The organism is Pantoea sp. 22096, assembly GCF_052045955.1.
In the GTDB taxonomy this organism is placed as follows: domain Bacteria; phylum Pseudomonadota; class Gammaproteobacteria; order Enterobacterales; family Enterobacteriaceae; genus Pantoea; species Pantoea alfalfae.
On the sequence record NZ_JBQEPW010000002.1, the window covers coordinates 503,446 to 522,591 of the forward strand.

The following is a 19,146-nucleotide window of genomic DNA, read 5'->3' on the forward strand; positions in this document are numbered from 1 at the left end:
GCAGTGGACACGACTGAAGAACTCAATAACACCTATTTCTACGCAGGCAGACCCAACCTCACCGCCGGTGAGCTATTTATCATGATTTTCTGTGAAGAAGTCGCCGAACAGCTGAGGATTGATGATTTCGGCGCGATCGTGGCCATTTTGTCCGGACGTAATGTCCTGACTACCCGCACCAAACCGCGCGATGCTCTCAAGGGAACCTCCTATGCCTCACGGGCAGCACGCAGGGTGTTCCCTAAAGCCAAGTTTCCCTTCGGCATTCAGCTGCCAACCATCGTAGGGGGATACCCGCCCCGGACCGCGCGTATTCTTTTTACGCATAAGCTCAGCACCTTTGTCGGACGGGCGATACACGTAGTGGGCTGGGTGATTCTGGCCAAAGACGTTGCCAATATCAGTTTCAATTCAGTCAGACTGAATAATGCCGTCGCCCGCGGGGAGGATAAGTTATGGTAGATGACACCCAGACATGCGTAATGGCACTCATTGAGCCGTGGAACGGTCGCTCACTGCTGACGTTCCGGAAAAAAACACTCACGCCAGAGACGTCGCTCAATCTGGACATGAAGCTGGACCCTGAAGATGCTGCGGAATGCCTTCAGAACGTCTTCGATGCGTTTGCAATGGATTCTGACCAGGTGAATTTTAGCCTCTACTATCCAGAAAACCCGCGCGAGGCCATCCCTCTTACTATCGAAATGTTGATCGAGTCAGTCCGGGCCAGGATATGGTGCTATGACTGATACATAAGATGTCAGAGACAGTTATTATTGTTAAGAAGCAAAAACCATCCACAATTACGTGCGCGAAGTGCAACGTGAGTTGAGGGCCCTTATTTCCACTTTTTAGCTGGAAATAGAACAGCTTGCCCGCTTCAAAATCAAAATCCTTCGACAGTATACTTGTTGAAGAATCTTCCAATTCATAGTGATCTACTTCGTCCAGAGCGGGGGCATCGTATTGCCAGAATTCACCATCCTGCTCCCGGATTTTGAGATACAGTGAAGGAACAAAGCAGAGCAAGTCCCTTATGCCTTTTCTCAGCGATTCTATGAGATATCCCTCTGGAAACTGTAGCGTCACGGACACCGCATCCCGACGTATCTGGTATCTGAAATAATTGTCACAGTAGTATCCCTGCGAGGGTAGTGTGCGGCTGAAAGTCGGTAATAGAGGGCTTCCTGCAGAGTGCGCAACGGCAGTGGTGGGTAATGTTTCACACTCTTTAGCCAGGGTATGCAGCAATTGTTTTTTATCCGGTGCAGGTAACCTGACCGCATAGGCCATTTCGAGCTCAATTATCAGTTCAACAATTTCCAGGGATGTGAGATGCAGGTCTCCAAGTGTGTAGTGTGACGGAAACGCGTAAGCTTTGATGCGTCTGGCCAGCAGGCGCAGGTTTTTCTCTTCGAGCGCAAATTCATAATGCTTACGTAGTGCATGCTCATCAGTCTTTCCGTTCGGGTTTAACGGAAGGTTATCGACCTGACAGATGTGATTAGGCAGAGCATAGCCAGGCGGGAAAGAAGATGCTGCTCATTATTTTTCTGAGCCTACAGCAGAAAGACCCATACCAAGCGACAGTTTTGGTCCCGTTTTTGTGTTTTTCCTGCTTAAAGAATATCCAGTAATCGTTGAGCCGGATTGTCAATTTTCAGTTCATTCATTCTTTTAATATCCTGCAATTCATACCCGGGTTTAATATACCCAGTCTTCCAGAGCCAGATCCGGAACACGCGCAAATTCCCGCGTATTGTTCGTCACCAGCACGGCGCCAGCCGAGATGGCGTGCCCGGCAATCGCCGTATCGTTCGGGCCGATCGATGTCCCGGCCTGGCGCAGCGCCACTTTAATCTCCGTGGTGGCATCCACCGCGGCGCGATCCCAGGGCAGGACGGCATCGAGCCGGGCGCAGAACGCGTCAACCAGCTGTGCGTGTCGCGGCGAGGCCTTCGGGCCGGTGGCGCCGAAGCGCATCTCTGAGTAGGTGATGGCCGACACCACGATGCGGTGGCCGCGCATCACTGCCTGCTCCAGGCGCTTCAGTACGGCTTCCGGCTGCTCGCGCATGATGAACGAGCAGATACAGGTATCCAGCATATAGGTTGTGTTCACAGGTTAAATCGTCCTTCGTCGCTGACAACGTCTTCGCGCTCTGCCATAAAGTCCGGATCGGCCTTTTCGAGTTCAAGGTATGAGCCCCAGGTCGGCCGGGCGGGACGCAGGATGATGCTGTCCCCTTCCCGGATGATTTCGAGTTCGCTCACTCCTTCAAAATCCATGTCACGAGGAAGACGAATGGCGCGATTGTTGCCGTTTTTAAAAATGGATACGGTTCTCATGGTTACTCCTTCCGGTCGGATTTCCAACACTGTGCCGATACCGGCTATTTTTTGTGGCAGAACAGCGCTGCATAGATAAAGCATATGCAATGTATATGCAGATGTAAAGCATATGCATCTGTTAAGTATATGCAGATGCAGGACATATGTATATGCATCACATATTCTGATTTGTCTCTTTTTATCGAAGATCCGAAAAAAGGCAGAAGCGGATCCCGAGAGATATTTTTTGCTGAGGGTCGTTTTAGTAAAATTGAAGGTAACTTTAGGGAGTAAATGCTTTGCCAGTGCGGCATGAACAGCCAAGGCAACCCCGGATATATGGAGGCTCACTATGCATGAGAAATGATCAGGACAGGAAAAGCCGCATAAGCGGCGTTTTTACTGTTCGAATTGTAGAGTTTGTTGTCCTGATGGGGTCCGAAAGTATTTTTCGTCTCAGATCAGAACTGCAAGTTCTGAATCTCAGGCGTTAACTTGATGAATATATTAATTTTTAAGCGCCGAATATTTTTTCCCGATACGTTCCTTCTGAATATTCAGTTTTATACACGCCTCTGTTCTTCAGTTCCGGGATTAAATAGCCTATAAAATCCTCATAAGTTCCGGAGTTCACTATGCTGGGCAGGTTAAACCCGTCCGCGCCGTTTTGCTGTAAAGTAACAATTTTATCAGCCAGTTCTGAAGGACCGCCCACCATAACGCACCCCAGTCCTCCGACAGCCGCACGCCGGATCAGCTCGCCGACAGTTTCGGGACATTTACTGTGACCTGATACTGTAAACTGCTCAGCAAATGACTGAATGGCCTCTGACTGAAAGGAAGCCAGCGGGCGGAGTGGATCCTGGTCGGTCAGATCAATACCCAGCCAGGCAGAAGCTAAAATCTCCGCACCCTTTATATCTGCAAAATGCAGCATATGTTCATACTTCTGCTGAGCGACTCTGTTATTTTCTGCCGTGATAAAAGTTACCTGAGGGATGATACGGTAGGACGTGCGCGGCCTCTTCCGTTCTGAGAACTTATGGATTATGCCGGACATGAGACGGTTAGTATTTTCTACCGACTTACCGGCCAGGAAAACGCACTCTGCATTTTTAGCGGCAAAAGCGAGTCCTGTATCAGATGCTCCGGCCTGGTAGAGAACGGGGTAGCCCTGCGGAGAGTACGCTGACAGACCGTATCCGGAGAATTTTATATAATCCCCCTCAAATCTCACTTTTTTTGCAGATGAAAAGAAAGTGTCATCCGGGATGGTGTTCATCCGGGGGGCGGCGGCCCACATTTCCATGCACAGCGAGACGTACTCCTCTGCATAAAGGTACCTTTCTTTATGATTCAGAGGAGCGATGAACCCCATTGCCTGCATGGCCGATGGCAGATAAGACGTGACGATGTTCCAGGCCATTCTGCCCCGGGTAAGATGATCCAGCGTACTCATCTTTCTGGTAAACAGATAAGGTGTGTCAGCAAAAACTGACGAGGTCATGCCGAAGCATAAGTTACGCGTCACGGATGCCATAAGCGCGACCGCCGGGGCTGGATCGTGAAGAGGGAACTGAATGCCCCTGGACATGCAATATTCTGACTCATCATCTTTCTGAGTATGGAGGCCTAAAACATCAGCAAAAAAAACCCCATCGAACAGAGCGTCCTCCAGCGTGCTGGCCAGCTTTTCCCAGTAATCCGGAGTCATAAAACCGGCACAGTGATTGTCCGGATTTTTCCACTGGCCCGGATTAAGATGGGTAAGGGAGTTAAGGACAAAGGCATTAAAAATTAACGGGCTTTTCATTAAGCACCTCTCTTTCTGTCATCAAAGAGTTCAGCTTTGTCAGAAAGACGCTGATCTGCTCCTTCTTCATATCAGCCCTTAAGGTGATCCGTATTGCCGGGCTTGATTTAGGTACAACGGGGAAAAATACCGGAGAGGTAAGGAAGCCCTCCTCTGCCAGCTTTGTGCTGAGCCAGATGCATTCTTCTGCGCTCAAACACCGAATTAACCTTACCGGACTGGGGCTCGAATCACCTCTTGTGCCGCGGAGTTGATCAAAATGATGGATGTTATCAGACAGCTTTTTTTGCAGCCGGGGCAGCAATGGCGAGTGTTGTATCGCCTGTGAAGCCATTCCGGCACCTATGCCGGCCGCATTCAGGCTCTGGGACCAGTTAACCGGGCCGCCGTACTGTTCAATTACCGGGGTGATCTTTTTATCTCCGTACAGTATAACGCCACCCGAAGCGCCAAATGCCTTGGCCAGGGAAGCAACAATAAAGGTGTTTTCAGGGAGTTCAGTAAAGTAAGAGCGGGCATAACCGGTACCGCAGGTGCCAGAAATGCTCATTGCATGAGAATCATCGTAGAACAGACCAAGCCCGTACTTATTCTGAAGGCTCACGATTTCATTGATGGGCGATATACCACCCATGCTGTAAAAGGAATCCGCCACGTAAATAACGTGCTGATTAGTTTTACAGATGTCCTCTAAAGCGGTGACGTCATTATGGCCGATAGTCATTACAGACGTTTCTTCTGCGCACAATGCTTTGAGATGATTCATTGAATAATGCGCGAACCGGTCGAACACCATTAACGGCTTTATACCGCCGTTAAAAATACCTGATGCCAGTAAAGGTAACATTGCTGCTGATGCACTGCTGCAGGAAAGCGTTACCAGGGCCTGCGCGTTGAAATGATCGCTGAGCGCATTCTGATAGTTATCCAGCAGAGCGAGACGGCAGCGGTTCCTTGAGCAGGCTATCCGCAGCGTTGCCTGTTCCTGGATAGCCTTTATGGCACCTTGCTGAATTTCCTGCGCGTAGTCCAGGCCAAGATAGGACGTAGTGCAGAAGTGGATGAAATCACGTCCATACTGATCCGTCAGGCTGTTATCTCCGTTTACCGTGACGCTCAGTTGACTAGTTCTGGAGCGACGTGCTGTATTCCAGTGAGGGGATGAAGTTTCATGAACCTTGCTGATGTTCGAGTGTGTCTTAACATTATTCATCAATGTTTTCCTTACTTATGCTGAATATATGGCGCAATAATATTCAGACGCAAAGATCCGGGAATGGTCGCACCATATGGAGTGATCGCATTTTAAAAAAAGGTCTCACGCGTTCTGCAGTTACCGCCCAGAAGAATCCGGAAAAATAATTTAACGCACGGTCAGGTACAGGTAAGACCGTCGATCCCTGCCGGTTAAAATCTGTGGGGAGAATGACAGCCTGACATCTTCGGCAGACAGAAAGCCGGTTTCTTTAAATTTCAGTATTTCAGGATCGGAGTCCAGGAAAAAAATAACCTGAGCAAATCCTGAAGGTTCTGCTCTCTCTGGTAAGAACACATCTGAACCATTCAGTTTATTAAGTAGCGCGTTAACCATATCGAAACCCCATGCATCACGGATAATATCCGTAATGAAACTTCCCGCAATGCGGGGGTTAACTTCAATAATATGAACATTATCGGATTCAGTAATGCAGTCAATATGAACAGGTCCCCAGCAGAGATTCATTGTTGCTACGACGTGCTCACAAAGCGCAGCAATATTCCTGATGGCCTTTACACTGAGGTCGGTTTCAGAGGTGTACCCCCGCTCAATAAATAAATCACCGGCCTTTTTTTTCTTCGCCATAATACCTGCGAACTGGCCATCGAATATTTCAACGCAGTATTCGGGGCCGTTTATAAAGCTCTCTATCATTATATCTCCGGAGGGTATAATTTCAGGCAGAGCTTTATACATTTCCCTGAGGCATTGCATGTGGTCTGAAACTTCAGCCGGGGTGTGACACTTTCTTATTCCATGACTCGCCGACCCTTTAACTGGCTTTAAAACAACGGGAAAGGTTAAATGTTCAAACCGGGATTGATATAACTCATTGTCAAGGTTGTACTGGCATGATGCACCCAGCCTGCAGCCCAGGCTGTTCAGAATTACGTCCTGGTACTTTTTTGAAACACATCGAGAGACAGCCTCAGCATCCGGTCCCGGAATGCCCAGACGATTCGAAACCTGTGCCGCCACCGAAGCATACATATCATGTGCTGTTGTAACCCGGATATACTCGCTGTCTTTACGGATGACATTCTGAATATAGCCAGCGACATTATCTGCCGTAACAGTCAGAGTAACGACATTCACTTCTTCTTTAAAAACATGGGTCAGGTCATCATGTTCAGCAGTGATCACCGTTACGTGCAGCCCCCTGGCCAGCGCCTGGTCCACAAGATTCAGGCTGGTCCCCGTATTCCTGGCACCGATAATAACAAGATGCATAAGTTCCTCGTTTTCCCGGATAGCTCATTGCCCGTATGCAGGAATCGGCACGGGCAGATGATACTGGCTGTCAGCTGTGAGTAAGGCCGCCTGTGCGGCCTTTTCAGATCTCTTATGCGGGCTCGGCTGACGCCTGAGGAACCATAAAGTATTCATTTTCGATTGCCCTGATCGTTTTCCAGTCCCTGTTCAGCTGTTCAAAATTTTCATGAAACAACCCGACCATGCCAATAGCCGTCTGCAGGCCCGTAGTGACCTGGAGCTGACCGTCCGGTTTCACCCACCGCTTTACGCTTACAAATGAAGGGAGGCTTTCAATTCTGTCCCAGGGGAAATTCTGTAACTGACGGCCTGAAACCGGAGAAACCAGCAGGACATGTCCGCAGTAGCCGCTGAATCCCGGGGCCTTACCGATGCTGTCAATAAAGTGCGCATTATTGACAAACGCGTTGACGGTAGCGGACACATGATTTTCCCCCGTCACCGCCGTCGTCAGTAAGGGATCGAGGCTTCCATGCAGACGGGAATTCAGCTCAACGATTACCGGCCCGTCGACGGTTAGCATCACTTCCATATGGGACGGTCCGAATTTAAGGCCGACTGCATCCAGTACTTTTTTGGCATAATCAATCAGTGCCGAGAATCTGTGCTGGGTATGGTCAACCACCATCATTTTTTCAAGGCGCGGTGATTCCCGGCGATCGCGATCCACTTCCCAAACGCTGACAACTTTGTGATGGCCATCGAAAGAAACAATATCAACAATGTACTCCTGCCCCTGCGTGCAGGACTGAACCAGGATTTCGTTCTGATCTTCATCATAATAAGATTTTGAATTGAGAATATTTTCGGCTGCTTCCCTGACCTGAGAAAGGGTGTGGCACACTTTCACGCCACTCACACCGGCTCCCCGGGTAGGCTTCACCACAACCGGCAGGGTAAGATGAGCCTGCGTCCATTCAACGATCTCGTCTGCCTGTTCTGACTGATACTGCCTGGGCGTGAGAAGTCCGCTACGGCTCAGGACTTCTATCTGCTCAAACTTATGGCGGCGTGCCTTGGCAAGATGGACGGGATTTTTGTAAGGAACATCAAGCGCTTCGGCAAGCTCGGCCGCAAGCTCGATACCGCTTCCCCCACCCGGTAATACCACGTCAATCTGCAGATCCTTCAGGTTCTCTGCCAGCACGTGGATATCACCCTGATATACGAGGCTGCGTATAAAGTCAGAATGATTGATCTGCGCCCTGAGGCGTTCCGGCAGTGTCTCACTGCTGAGAACGTGAACACACTGAATACCATAAGAACGGAATGCCGGCGCCAGATACGCGCTGGTTGATGCACCATCCACAATCACGACAGTACTGATTAGTTTCATTTAGTTAGTCTCCGGCTGGAAATTCTGTATAAGGTTTCTGACGTAAACGAACGCCCTGCGCCTGCGGTTACTCAGGTGCTGTGGACCGTAGCTGATGTGCATAAAGGGGTTACTGAGTTCACCCTTTTCAGTAAATGACCAGGGTAACGGGTCGCTTTCGAGGAAAAAATTAACGCAGGCGTAAGCGGCAGGCAGGAAGCCTGCAGGCACCGTGACCTTTTTGCCCTGAAGCTTATCAACGAGGTGTTCAACCATATCAAAGCCATAGGCATCCCGGACAATATCGCAAATGAAGCTGCCGGCAATCCTGGGATTTAATTCAATGATGCTGGCGAAACCATTATGAACGATGCAGTCAACATGTACCGGCCCCCAATCGAGCCCCGCCGCCTGTACTGCCCGGGCGCCTGTTCCGATAAGGTTACGAAGGGTCTTTTCATCAATATCCAGTTCTGACGTATAGCCGCGTTCCAGAAATTCGGTGCCGTACCGTTTGGACTTGCGCATGGCGCCAACGTAATGCCCGTCGAAATACTCAACGCAGTACTCTGTTCCGGGCAGGTATTCTTCCAGCAGTACCGTATCGCTGGGGACCAGGTCCGGCCGCTGCTCTTTCTGATTAACCAGATAGTCGAGATGGCTGATTACCTCGGAATGCTGACAGCAGAGTTTCACGCCATTACTCGCAGTTCCTTCTGAGGGTTTTATTACTACCGGCAGCTGCAGCCTGTGGAGCGCTTCCCCCCGGGCTTTATGATCTGAAAGGCGGAATTCCGAATAGCCGGATGTCGGGATATTGTTATCGGTGAGTATCCTTTTCTGCTGTAATTTTGATACCGCACGAGTAACGGCTGAGGCATCGGGTCCCGGAAGGTCAAGTGCCGAATTGACCTGTGCAGCAACGCTCGCGTACACATCATTAATCGTGGTGATCCTCAGGTCAGCTTCCGGCCTGAGGTATTCTTTTCTAATCCACCCGGAAATAATGCTGACATCAGCAGGCAAATATTTTATTTCCACTTCCGGAGGGAAAACTTCCTCTAATCTGTCTTCAGGATTGCTGATAATTGTGACGGGCATTCCTCTTTTCAGTGCGGTGCTGACCAGTGCCAGGCTTGTGCCTGTTTTCCGGGTGCCTATAATTACAAGCCTCATCATGCTCCCCTTTCCTGACAATATATTTATTTAAAGAAATAATGCGGCCAGAATGACTCCGGCCACCCGGAGCACCACTGAAATATCAAAGGCAAGCCTTGCGCCAGCGGTCATGCTCTCAGCAGCACCCACTATCAGTGCGCCCAGCAGCGCGACGCCCAGCGCGCTGCCAACCTGCCGGGATACGTTAAAAATGGCTGATGCAGTTGCAGAACGCGTTGACGGCACGTTGCCGAGAATGGTTGATGTGAGAGCCGGGGTGCTTATTCCGGAACCGATCGCCAGGAAAATCATGCTCACCATGACAACGTAATACGGCGTATCCCTGTCGAGGTCATGCAACAGCAGAAAGCTCAGTACACATAAAATTCCGCCGCCAGCAACTGTGAGTCGGGGCGTGAAATATCGGGTAAGACGGCTGCTTGCCACATTGGCAATCATGATCACTGTAAATGGCAGCAGGGCCAGCCCCGTCTGCGTTGGGGAGTACCCTTTTACACTCTGGAAGAAAATGCTCAGAATGAATATCAGAGCATAGAAGGTCAGATTGGAAAGCAGTCCCAGAAGAACGGCAATGGTCAGCACGGAGTTCCGGAACAGAGATAACGGGATCATCGGCTCTGCTGCCCGCGTCTCACGGGCCACAAACAGCAGGGCTGCAGCAAGAGCCAGAGCCAGTCCGGTCCATATTTCTGGTGATAGCCATCCCTCTGCTCCTGCCTCAATCACGGAATACGTGAGCAGGAACAGAAACAGTATGGCCAGGACCTGACCGGGCATATCAAAGCTTTTACTCTTCTCCGCCGGCGTTTCCGCCACAAACCGGTAAGTTGCCCACAGGCTGAGCAGGCACACGGGAAGGTTGACGAGGAAAATGGCGCGCCATCCGAAGGCGGTCGTAAGAAGACCACCGGCGACCGGCCCCATAGCGCTTACTGCTCCCCCGATGGCACTCCACCATCCTATTGCATGGCTTCGCACTACCGGATCGCCCGCGCAGGCGTGGGACAGCAGCGCCAGTGACGTCGGGAGGATCAGCGCCGCACCGGCACCCTGAATGCATCGGGCCGCGATCAGGACATCCACGGAATGCGTAAGGGCACACGTCAGGGAAGCCAGGCAGAAAAGAAAAAGTCCGCTGTTAAAAACCCGGCGGCAGCCAAAGCGGTCTCCGGCTGCGCCCGCCGTCAGTAACAGAGCGGCAAAGGACAGTGTATAAGCGTCAACCACCCACTGAAGTCCTGAAACCCCTGTTTCAAGGCTGCTGCCAATTTCCGGAAGCGCAACATTCACGATAGTCACGTCCAGCTGAACCACAATAAATCCAAAGCTGGTTGCAAGCAGAGTTCCCGTCACGGTATTGCCCTGGCCTCCCGTCATGGCTGATCGATGAGATGTCCGGCTGGCTGGGTTCATAATGTTCCTTTCTGGCATGGCAACTGACAGTAAGCCAGCTGACTCTGTTGCGCCTGCTTCGCCTTTGACGTACGGAGGCAAGGCGGGCTTGTCGAGGCCACCGGCCAGCAGGCTGCCGGTGGCGGTGTGGCTTCAGGCAGCCGACGGCGTTTTCTCGCGCCCCGGTATTTCGGATGCTGCGGTTTTCACGTTGGGATCAAACACGCGGTCTTTAACGGGTACGAACGACCTGAAGTTCCAGAGGTTGCGGGCTACAAAAATGCGCTGTACCCAGCGGAGCGCACGATCGTTTTCATCAAAAGCGGGCTTGAAGCTGTCACGGGAATGCAGGGTAAAACTGTTATTAATGAGGATCAGCCTGCCGGGGCTGATCTGAACGCCGAATGAAACTTCGCGTACTGCCTGATAAAGATTTTCCAGAGCCTGTTTTGCACGCGGATTCACGGCCAGTACCATATCCGGGTAGAAGGCTACGGTCACACGCGGGGCAGAGATAGGGCCTGACAGAATCGGACTCAGGTCAGTATTATCACGTGGTTCAGCAGACGCGCCGCGCCAGCGGTAAGGCACGCGGATAATGAAATTTTTGCCGTACAGATGCTTGATATCTTCTTCTGAAAGTTTTTCCAGCGCCCGGCGGCAGTCGGAAATGCGGGTCTGCGGCCCGCCAAGCGGTTCCCCTCTGACGCCCAGTAATATGAGTGCAAGCGGTGACGTATCGCCTTCCGGCATATATGCCTGAGCAGCATTTTCAATATGAAAATCGAGCTCAACTTCAGACCCGAGACCGGTAAACTCTTTGGCTGCCTCTTTATGCGGTGTAAGATTATTTACCAGCTCATGGCCTTCATGAGCAATGGAATAGGGTTCACCCGTAAGCACACCCATTGTCACCAGTATATTTTCAGTCAATACGCCACTTTTGAATGCGCTGCCTGATTCATTATGACGTGGACTGCCGGTGACTGACTTATCTACCGGCAGATTATCAATCTGCAATGAACCGAGCGCGCTCGCTGAAAAGCCTTTAACCTTATTGATTGCCGTGATCACCCTTTCAGGAAATACCGTATAGGCAACCTTTCTGATTTTATTTAAATAAACGTCTGAGCCTGAAGGATCATAGTCAATTTTTTCAAGAACTGATCGGATATATTCTGATTCTTCCGTACTGAGAACAATATTCTGGTCTACATTCGGCTTCATTTATAAATCCTCATCCAGTGTTATATAGGGGGTCTTTACAAAACTATATAAAAACTACTCCCCGAAATTATCTGAGTCAAACCTGTTTGATGAATTATTAGTGACAATTATGCATAAGCAATGAAAGATAGAATCAATAGATTTTCCGCCTATGGATCATTTTTTCACTGTCAACGGATGTGAAACAGTTTCATTTTTATTGATGGCATGAGAATACCCTGAGGCAACGAGCTCAGTGTTTATATGTAAGAGTTAATAACTACATTACTGTAATTATTGCAGATGATGGTGTAAGTATAATCAGCGTGCTTTCATCAAATATTCTTTTATAGAACCTTCCTTTTTCGCTCCAGCCGCAGATAACATTTTTACCTGACGCATGCAGAACAGTCAGGAGCCTGTTCCTTTTTTTTCTCCGGACGGTCATTCCTGCCATCAGCATCACGTTATCCCGGTTACTTATCGTTACTGACAGGCAATGCGAGAACAGAATTGATAAAAAACGCATTTGATCTTCGCAGATTTTCAATTTTTGGTTTCACTTTCCCGTATAACCTCATACCTTCCAGCATCATAAAAAGGCCTTCAGCCATAACGCCGGCATCATAGTCATTCCGGAATACGCCTTTCTTCTGGCCCTTTTGCAGAATGCGCGTCAGCCGGGAAATCAGGCCTGAAAACATATATTCAATCAGCTCCCGGACAGCCTCATCACCAGGAAGCAGTTCACTGGCCGCCGCAATGGAAAAGCATCCCCGTGATCCATCAGGACCGGCGGTGAGCTGTGCAAAAAAATCGAGCGTCTGGGTCAGGGCTGTTTCGGGTTCAAGTTCGTTTTCACGCTGCGTGAGGCGCCGCAGGCCGCCATCCATGTACTGACGAAGCGCAGCAAGGAAGATGGCATGTTTGTCGGGATAAAGTTTATAGATGCTTGCGCTGGCCAGCCCCGATTTTTCTCTAAGATCGGCAAGAGATGTCGCCCTGTAGCCCTTCTCCCAGAACAGTGCCTGAGCAACGTTCAGAAAGTCAGTAGGGTTAAATTCTCTTGGTCTGCCAGCGTTTCTTTTCATGGATCATAAACCTTTATTGTGGATTACTTAATCTACAATCCGTTTAATGCTTTCGTAAAGCGTTTTTAACTAAAATTTTACTTTTGGTGATGGTGAGGTAAAGAGGATAAGGCGGGACGGTATGGAACGTTGTGGTGCGGGCCGGTCTGATCCTGTCTTCTGATTGATGTCGCCTCTCAGACACTCAGGCTGAGCGAATTTTACTCATGACGCAGCTTTTAATCTTAAAAGCAATAATTTCCACTTTCAGTCAATAATTCAGCATAAGTTCTATTTTATATCAGATGCGCCATTCTGGCTGCCTATTCACTGTATGCTGCTCACGTCTCTTTCTCCTGATTCAGAAGATCCGAAAAAGGGCAGCACCGGATCTGTGAGAATCATTGCAGGAAAACGATATCGTGGATTGGAGGGCTTGATACTAAGTTTCAGCTTAGGCAAAGCGGCGTGTAGTATGCCAAAAGAACTATTTTGCATATTTCAGGAGCTATGGCCTTAACCCATTGATTTAAATTACTAATTAAATAGATGTTAAGGTGGCTAACAATCAAGTCCTTTGCCAGTCTTTCGTTTAGCTGTTTAGCTGTTTAGCTGTTTAGCTGTTTAGCTGTTTAGCTGTTTAGCTGTTTAGCATTTGTTAACTGCGAATCTTTAAGTTAGTTTTTGCAGATATTGTCTAAAAAACCTGATTGTTTGTAAGTAATACTGAAGATGTCAGGCCGTCTCGGACTTATTGGGAGATATGATAAGATTATGTTTTCAACCATACTCTCAGTCAGGAAGTCTGGGGGCATCGCTGGAACTGCCGGATGAACGAAAATCCAAAAATGAGCTGCCTACATAATGAGTTGCCTAAACCAAGCAGCAAATAATTTTAGTAGTTTAATACTTAACATAAATTGTGCTAATACTTATAGATTGATGTGGTAAGAAGTGGCAGCATTCGCAACAAAACGCGGGTGAAAGTGCATGAGTACCAAAAACATATTTCCATATGCTCACTTCCTTTATTTGATTGATAATTAAGGATTAATCATGGCAGAAAAATGCTTTCTCAGCTTTCATTATAAAGATGATAACTGGCGTGTATCGCAGGTCAGACAGATTGGCGCTATCGAAAAACAGCCTCTTTTGGACTCAAATAAATGGGAAGAAATCAAGAAAAAAGGGGATGAAGCTATCGAGAAATGGATAGCGGATAATATGAAGGGGAAAGAATGTCTTGTCGTTCTTGTGGGTGAAAAGACTGCCAATCGTCGCTGGGTAAAGCATGAGATAAAGAAAGCCTGGAAAGATGGCCTTGGTGTGCTTGCTATATACATCCACAACTTAAAAGATTCAGACGGTAATCAATCTTCTAAAGGATCTAACCCTTTCTCAGGTCTTTCCGTTGATGGAGAAAGTATTTCCGGAAAAGTCTATGCCCCCCCTTACAGCATTAGTAATAATGTGTACGATTACATCAAGTCGAATATTGAAACGTGGGTAAAAGACGCAATTAAGGCACGCAAGGCTTAGGGCGCATCCCAGAAAAATTTCCGTTTCTCGGCTCCTGTGCAATTTTAAAGAGGCATAGGTTTAATTTAGTAAGTGGGAGACAAAATGCCACGCAGAACGTTTTTTTCCTTTCATTATAAACCTGATGTTTGGCGCGCCTGGAATGTCCGCAATAGTTGGGTTGTAAGAGAAGCAGACGAAGATAGCCGGGGTTTTTTTGACAGCAGTGTTTTTGAAGCATCGAAAAAAGAGAGCGATGGTGCATTAAAAACATTCCTCCGTAAAGGAATTGATAACACATCAGTAACTTGTGTTCTTGCCGGAACCGAGACATGGTCACGCCGATGGGTGCGCTACGAAATCGTCCGGAGTATCATTAAGGGAAATGGATTATTAACTGTTTACATTCATGGCGTCCAGAATAAAGACAAAGAAACATCTACAAAAGGCGCCAACCCCTTAGCACAAATTGGACTTTATAGAACAGCTCGTGGCATATTCTTTGCGGAGTGGATGAATAGAAAGTGGGTGGCATATGCAGATTATACGCTTGCAGTTCCTGAGGGTGACCTTTGGTTTAAAGCACCCGATACAAATAACGTAGTTCAATTGTCAACTCACTGCCTGAGTTATGATTTCATTGGTCAGAGTGGCAGAAAAAACATTGGAGGTTGGATTGAAACTGCAGCGGGAATGGCTGGCCGATGAACAATAATTCGAACATTATCTCACCCTATCAGATTCTTGTACTGGGCGCTGTAAGCGGGCGCGATATACTTCTACGTCAAGAACTTGACGTGGCTCTTAAGGGACTCGGGATTCCGACAAACGCAATAAAGTTTTTCAGAGATGCAAGCGCTTCTAGCCGCAGCTTAAAGTCGCCTACAATGGCCATATATTTTGGATCTGAGCAAGGTACAGCTGATACCTTACTAATATCAGAGTTGATTGAAGATTCGTTTATCATCGCTCCGGTTGTGTCTGATTTATCTCAAGTTCACATGGAAATCCCGCCCCAACTCAGACATGTGAATGCTATTGTATTGGGCGACAGCGGTGAAGGTATATCCCGCCTCGTCACACTAATTCTTGAGACATTCCGACTTTTACGACGTGAGCGAAGATTGTTTATCAGTTATAAGCGAACAGGATCTCAGCCTCTAGCTGATCGGTTGTACGATGCACTCGACGCTCGCGGATTTGACGTTTTTATTGACGTGAGGTCAGTGCCTCCGGCTGCAGATTTCCAATCACAGCTCTGGCACAGAATGTCAGATTCAGATGTGGTTGTGCTTATCGATACTCCTGGTTTTAGAGAAGGTCGCTGGACTGCAGAAGAGCTGGCGCGCGCAAACTCGACAAATGTACAAATTTTGCACCTACTATGGCCTGGGCAAAAGGAGGATCCGGCCTCATCCTTCAGCCATTTTATGAAGCTTAGGTATAGGGATTTTGTAGGGCTGCTTCCAATGCAAGGGCGTTTTGCCACTAAGGGTCTAGTGACCAGAATCTGTGATGAGGTCGAACGGTTACGTGCGCCTGCAATTGCCGCCCGGCACCGATATTTAGTCGACAACTTTTGCGACGCTGCACGTGACGAAGGACTTGATCCGAACGTTCAGATTGAAGGCTGGATTTCTCTCCAAACCAAGTCCCAACGAACGCTAGCCATAGTGCCCGCAGTTGGAATACCAACCTCTGATCGAATTAATGAAGTATTCGAATCCATTTCCGACCCCGCTGTCGGGACAAGAGAAATATGGGTGATTTACGATAACCGAGGTGTCTTAAATACCTGGCTCTCTCATCTAGACTGGCTTGATTCACACCTACCAATTCGGGCTGTGCAAATGTCGAAAGCGCCACAACTTCTGAAGGAGCTCACCCCTTGATAGATATATTTCTGTCTGCCAGTATTCCTTTACCTAATCGCAATCGGGAATTTTTCGACACGGCCGATGTACTTGCTATTCGGGAAGCCATAAAGGCTTTGGTTGAAGTAGTGCTGCCAATCGGTCGAATTACGTGCGGCGGTCATCCGGCAATAACTCCGCTATTAGCTCTATTTTCCCGCGAGGCTAACCTTGATAGCAATAGAGTTGCGATTTACCAAAGTAAACTTTTTGAAGGGCGATTACCTCGAGAACTGGCGGATTTTGTAGACGTACATATGATACCAGCGATAGATAATGACAAAGTTGCCAGTTTGACGGCCATGCGACGTGCAATGATTGAAAGCCGCAGCTTTAGCGCAGCGGTAATTATCGGTGGTATGGAAGGCATTTACGAAGAGCATAAATTGTTTATCAAGAGCCATCCCAAAGCTGCAGTGCTACCACTTTCAACAACTGGAGCCGCTGCTAAAATTGTTCATCAACAGGGAGAATATGATCCGATTTTTGCACGTGACCGAACATATTCCAGCTTGTTTCGTCGAAAGCTCCTGCCTAAGAGTTAACAAAATCTTGTAAGAATGTGCTCAGTAAGTTGGATTACATTAGTGAACAAGGCTAGCCACTTACCGACAAAAAATCTGTTAAATCTGTAGGTCTTTATGATCTGAGCACAAAAAACTGAATGCATGAAATTTAGATAAGGACATTCTTTTCAATGCGTTGAATGATTAGATGAACAGAGTAGTCCCTTTCCTAAATACCTGAATGCGCATTTTTATGCCAGACAAAAAATCTAGCCCGCTCATATAACCAGCTAGGGGTTATATGAGGCAGCTATGAAGCTCTCCTCTTGTTTCACCGGGTGTTCCAGCGTCAGACCCCGCACCCGCTCAGACTAAAGTGTGACTGTATCATTATCGCTAAAACTTGCTGAGGGGGAGGCGGAACCCGGCGAAGGCTGATAACCGGTAATCCCTCTCAGCAAATCTGCCTGTTACTCGGACAGCCGGATGACCCGTCCCTGAGTAAAGGGCTGACACCGGGCTGAAGCCTTTTTCAGTTCGGCCGCTTTTTCTTTATCATAATCCCTGTCCCAGGGCACAAAGCGGAGCATATTTCGGTAAGGTTCCCTTACCGACTCGGGACACAGAAGCTTAACGTTGTTGAGTGAATAAACCATAATCCCCTTCACGCTGAAGGTTTTTTCCCCCGCGATCCTGACTCTGTGCCATTCATCATTACTGAAATTCCAGGCCGGTATATTGGCATTATCAATCTGAAAACGCCTGGTTTTCCAGTCCGAAATACCTGCCAGCGCCATTGTTTTATCAACCAGCACCGGGAAAAAGGACGGTACGTACATACTGGTCAGAAGGGACCAGAGTATAACGGTAATGATCCCGAACTTTATCATCCAGCCACTGTTTCTGACGGCCGGATCGGTCATCACATACACCGTACCCGGAAACAGCATCAGCATTCCCAGACCTGATACCAGCACGGACACTTTCAGCATCATTGCGATACTTTCCCCGGCCGCTTTCTGGTCTATCCAGCCGACAACAGTGGGGAGACCGAAGGTGAAAAAGAGGGTGATAACCAGAAGCTGCAGTGCGGGGCTGCCGGCGTACAGCATGAGGGCCGTCCTGATACGGACTCTGGCAGGCTGATATTGCTGGGCAATTCTCACGGCCTTTCTGAGAAACAGATAGTTGATCATAAATACAGACGTGATCCCCCCCAGCAGGCATGTCCGGTCTGTGAGCGTTTCGTGATCCGGATACCTGTCCGAAACAATGGCCCAGCCAAAAAAGCAGAAAACCGCAACAGGAACCGAAAACAATGCGGACAGCGCTATTCTGCCTTTTATATCCGTGTAGTTAGGAAGACTTAACACATTTCTGGGCACAGAAAGGCTGAAAATAAGCGAAGGTACAAGAAATATAGCGGCAAAAGCAGCCAGGGTCAGCATCATAAAGATGAACACGAAATTAAAAAGGCCTGAAACCGAGAGGTTTTCAGTAAACAGAGCGGCATTATCAAAAGCGCCAAGGTAGGTTCTGATAATGACAACAGACATTAATGGCGGCATCAGACTGATGAGCCAGGCTGGTTTATTCATTGAGGCTCCTGAGTAAGGAAATCCGTCAGGGTAAATTATCCTGTCCCGGTAAAGCAGTTACGCAGAACAGGATGCGGCGTAACTACAGATCTCCATACAGGGCGCGAAGTTCCGCCAGTACAGGTGCCACGTCCGGCGCCGCCACCGCCGCCAGCAATCCTGCCTCCAGCGCCAGATACTCTTCCGTCGTCATGGCGATGTGGATGCCGTCCAGTCCCAGGATCACCTTCTCTCCTTCACCGCGGGGAATATACAGCGACACCAGACTGTCCCGCGCGTTCCAGTCGTAGGTGGCCCCGGACCCGGCCCGGGCCTGCATGTAGCGGACCAGCGCGCTGAACACGTCCCATCCCTGCGCCAGCGATACCCGCCCGGCGGTCACGAACAGGCTGAACTGCGGCGCCCGCCAGGCCTGCCCGGGCAGCTGCGGCTGCCGGTTTCCGCGCACCTCCGCACGCAGGATGACGTCAGCCACCTCAGCGGTCAGGCAGACGTCGTCCGTGACCAGCCCGGTCACCGCCGCCCAGGCCTCCCTGCTCTCAGGATCCGGCTGCTGCGCCCGGATGACCAGCGGAAAAACAGCCTTCAGGCGTGCCGGCGTACAGATGCGTGCGATCGCCTCGTCGGGAAAGGCCTTCAGGTTCAGGGCACCGGAGTAAAGCGGCCGCAGCAGGAACTCGGCCCAGGTGGTGTCCACGCCGTGCGGCAGGGCCGCCATGAACGCGTCCGTTTCGGCGCGGTAGTCTTCGCCCGTCAGATCAAAGGCCCGGTTTATG

General features: G+C 49.1%; 17 protein-coding genes and 1 pseudogene. 6 read left to right on the plus strand and 12 right to left on the minus strand.

Features of this window, described 5'->3' with window-relative positions; translation table 11 throughout:
• The first annotated feature begins 3 nt into the window (after positions 1-3).
• Together ACTJKZ_RS12595 and ACTJKZ_RS12600 are read left to right on the plus strand one after the other, a co-directional pair.
• Complete coding sequence (locus ACTJKZ_RS12595; protein WP_161736550.1) at positions 4-462, plus strand: STM2901 family protein; 459 nt, start codon at positions 4-6, stop codon at positions 460-462.
• Entirely contained in the window at positions 456-749 is a 294-nt protein-coding gene (locus ACTJKZ_RS12600; protein WP_161736538.1) for a DUF1493 family protein, read from the plus strand. The genes ACTJKZ_RS12595 and ACTJKZ_RS12600 overlap by 7 nt, the downstream gene beginning before the upstream one ends.
• A 955-nt stretch (positions 750-1,704) precedes the next feature.
• On the opposite strand, the gene ACTJKZ_RS12605 is transcribed toward ACTJKZ_RS12600, so the two are convergent.
• The 10 genes from ACTJKZ_RS12605 to ACTJKZ_RS12650 all read right to left on the minus strand — a co-directional run bounded on the left by ACTJKZ_RS12605 (position 1,705) and on the right by ACTJKZ_RS12650 (position 12,856).
• Complete coding sequence (locus ACTJKZ_RS12605; protein ID WP_161736537.1) at positions 1,705-2,121, minus strand: type II toxin-antitoxin system VapC family toxin; 417 nt, start codon at positions 2,119-2,121, stop codon at positions 1,705-1,707.
• Positions 2,118-2,348, minus strand: coding sequence for a type II toxin-antitoxin system VapB family antitoxin (gene vapB, locus ACTJKZ_RS12610; protein ID WP_110332107.1), 231 nt, complete (start codon positions 2,346-2,348; stop codon positions 2,118-2,120). The genes ACTJKZ_RS12605 and vapB overlap by 4 nt, the downstream gene beginning before the upstream one ends.
• A gap of 496 nt (positions 2,349-2,844) precedes the next feature.
• Entirely contained in the window at positions 2,845-4,143 is a 1,299-nt protein-coding gene (locus ACTJKZ_RS12615) for an NtaA/DmoA family FMN-dependent monooxygenase (protein ID WP_161736536.1), read from the minus strand.
• Positions 4,121-5,356: an aminotransferase class I/II-fold pyridoxal phosphate-dependent enzyme gene (locus ACTJKZ_RS12620; protein ID WP_440829670.1), complete on the minus strand. Its 1,236-nt coding sequence runs from the start codon at positions 5,354-5,356 to the stop codon at positions 4,121-4,123. The genes ACTJKZ_RS12615 and ACTJKZ_RS12620 overlap by 23 nt, the downstream gene beginning before the upstream one ends.
• A gap of 150 nt (positions 5,357-5,506) precedes the next feature.
• On the minus strand, positions 5,507-6,631 hold the full coding sequence (locus ACTJKZ_RS12625; protein WP_253417939.1) for an ATP-grasp domain-containing protein: 1,125 nt from the start codon (positions 6,629-6,631) through the stop codon (positions 5,507-5,509).
• Between the two features lie 112 nt (positions 6,632-6,743).
• Entirely contained in the window at positions 6,744-8,009 is a 1,266-nt protein-coding gene (locus tag ACTJKZ_RS12630) for an ATP-grasp domain-containing protein (protein ID WP_161736533.1), read from the minus strand.
• A complete protein-coding gene (locus ACTJKZ_RS12635) occupies positions 8,010-9,167 on the minus strand; it encodes an ATP-grasp domain-containing protein (protein WP_285088479.1) in 1,158 nt (385 codons plus the stop codon).
• A 27-nt stretch (positions 9,168-9,194) separates the two neighbouring features.
• Positions 9,195-10,580 carry an MFS transporter gene (locus ACTJKZ_RS12640; RefSeq protein ID WP_440829671.1) on the minus strand — a complete coding sequence of 462 codons (1,386 nt, stop codon included), beginning with the start codon at positions 10,578-10,580 and terminating at the stop codon, positions 9,195-9,197.
• A gap of 132 nt (positions 10,581-10,712) precedes the next feature.
• Positions 10,713-11,786 (minus strand): TauD/TfdA family dioxygenase, encoded by a 1,074-nt coding sequence (locus tag ACTJKZ_RS12645; RefSeq protein WP_095707936.1) that lies wholly within the window; start codon positions 11,784-11,786, stop codon positions 10,713-10,715.
• 455 nt (positions 11,787-12,241) lie between these two features.
• Positions 12,242-12,856, minus strand: coding sequence for a TetR/AcrR family transcriptional regulator (locus ACTJKZ_RS12650; protein ID WP_161736864.1), 615 nt, complete (start codon positions 12,854-12,856; stop codon positions 12,242-12,244).
• Between the two features lie 1,035 nt (positions 12,857-13,891).
• Between ACTJKZ_RS12650 and ACTJKZ_RS12655 the strand changes: the two genes are divergently transcribed.
• From ACTJKZ_RS12655 to ACTJKZ_RS12670, 4 genes are all read left to right on the plus strand, one after another.
• Positions 13,892-14,374 (plus strand): TIR domain-containing protein, encoded by a 483-nt coding sequence (locus tag ACTJKZ_RS12655; protein WP_440829672.1) that lies wholly within the window; start codon positions 13,892-13,894, stop codon positions 14,372-14,374.
• 84 nt (positions 14,375-14,458) lie between these two features.
• Positions 14,459-15,061, plus strand: a complete 603-nt coding sequence (locus ACTJKZ_RS12660) for a TIR domain-containing protein (RefSeq protein ID WP_440829673.1) — start codon at positions 14,459-14,461, stop codon at positions 15,059-15,061.
• Complete coding sequence (locus ACTJKZ_RS12665; RefSeq protein WP_440829674.1) at positions 15,058-16,245, plus strand: toll/interleukin-1 receptor domain-containing protein; 1,188 nt, start codon at positions 15,058-15,060, stop codon at positions 16,243-16,245. The genes ACTJKZ_RS12660 and ACTJKZ_RS12665 overlap by 4 nt, the downstream gene beginning before the upstream one ends.
• The gene (locus ACTJKZ_RS12670) at positions 16,242-16,811 is read left to right on the plus strand and encodes a hypothetical protein (protein ID WP_440829675.1); all 570 of its coding nucleotides are present in this window, start codon (positions 16,242-16,244) and stop codon (positions 16,809-16,811) included. Before ACTJKZ_RS12665 ends, ACTJKZ_RS12670 begins: the two co-directional genes overlap by 4 nt.
• A gap of 431 nt (positions 16,812-17,242) precedes the next feature.
• Here the strand turns inward: ACTJKZ_RS12670 and ACTJKZ_RS12675 are convergent, their stop codons facing one another.
• Both ACTJKZ_RS12675 and ACTJKZ_RS12680 read right to left on the minus strand, forming a co-directional pair.
• Positions 17,243-18,370 (minus strand): hypothetical protein, encoded by a 1,128-nt coding sequence (locus ACTJKZ_RS12675; protein ID WP_440829676.1) that lies wholly within the window; start codon positions 18,368-18,370, stop codon positions 17,243-17,245.
• 82 nt (positions 18,371-18,452) lie between these two features.
• Positions 18,453-19,146, minus strand: a pseudogene (locus ACTJKZ_RS12680) (hypothetical protein); the annotation flags it as partial.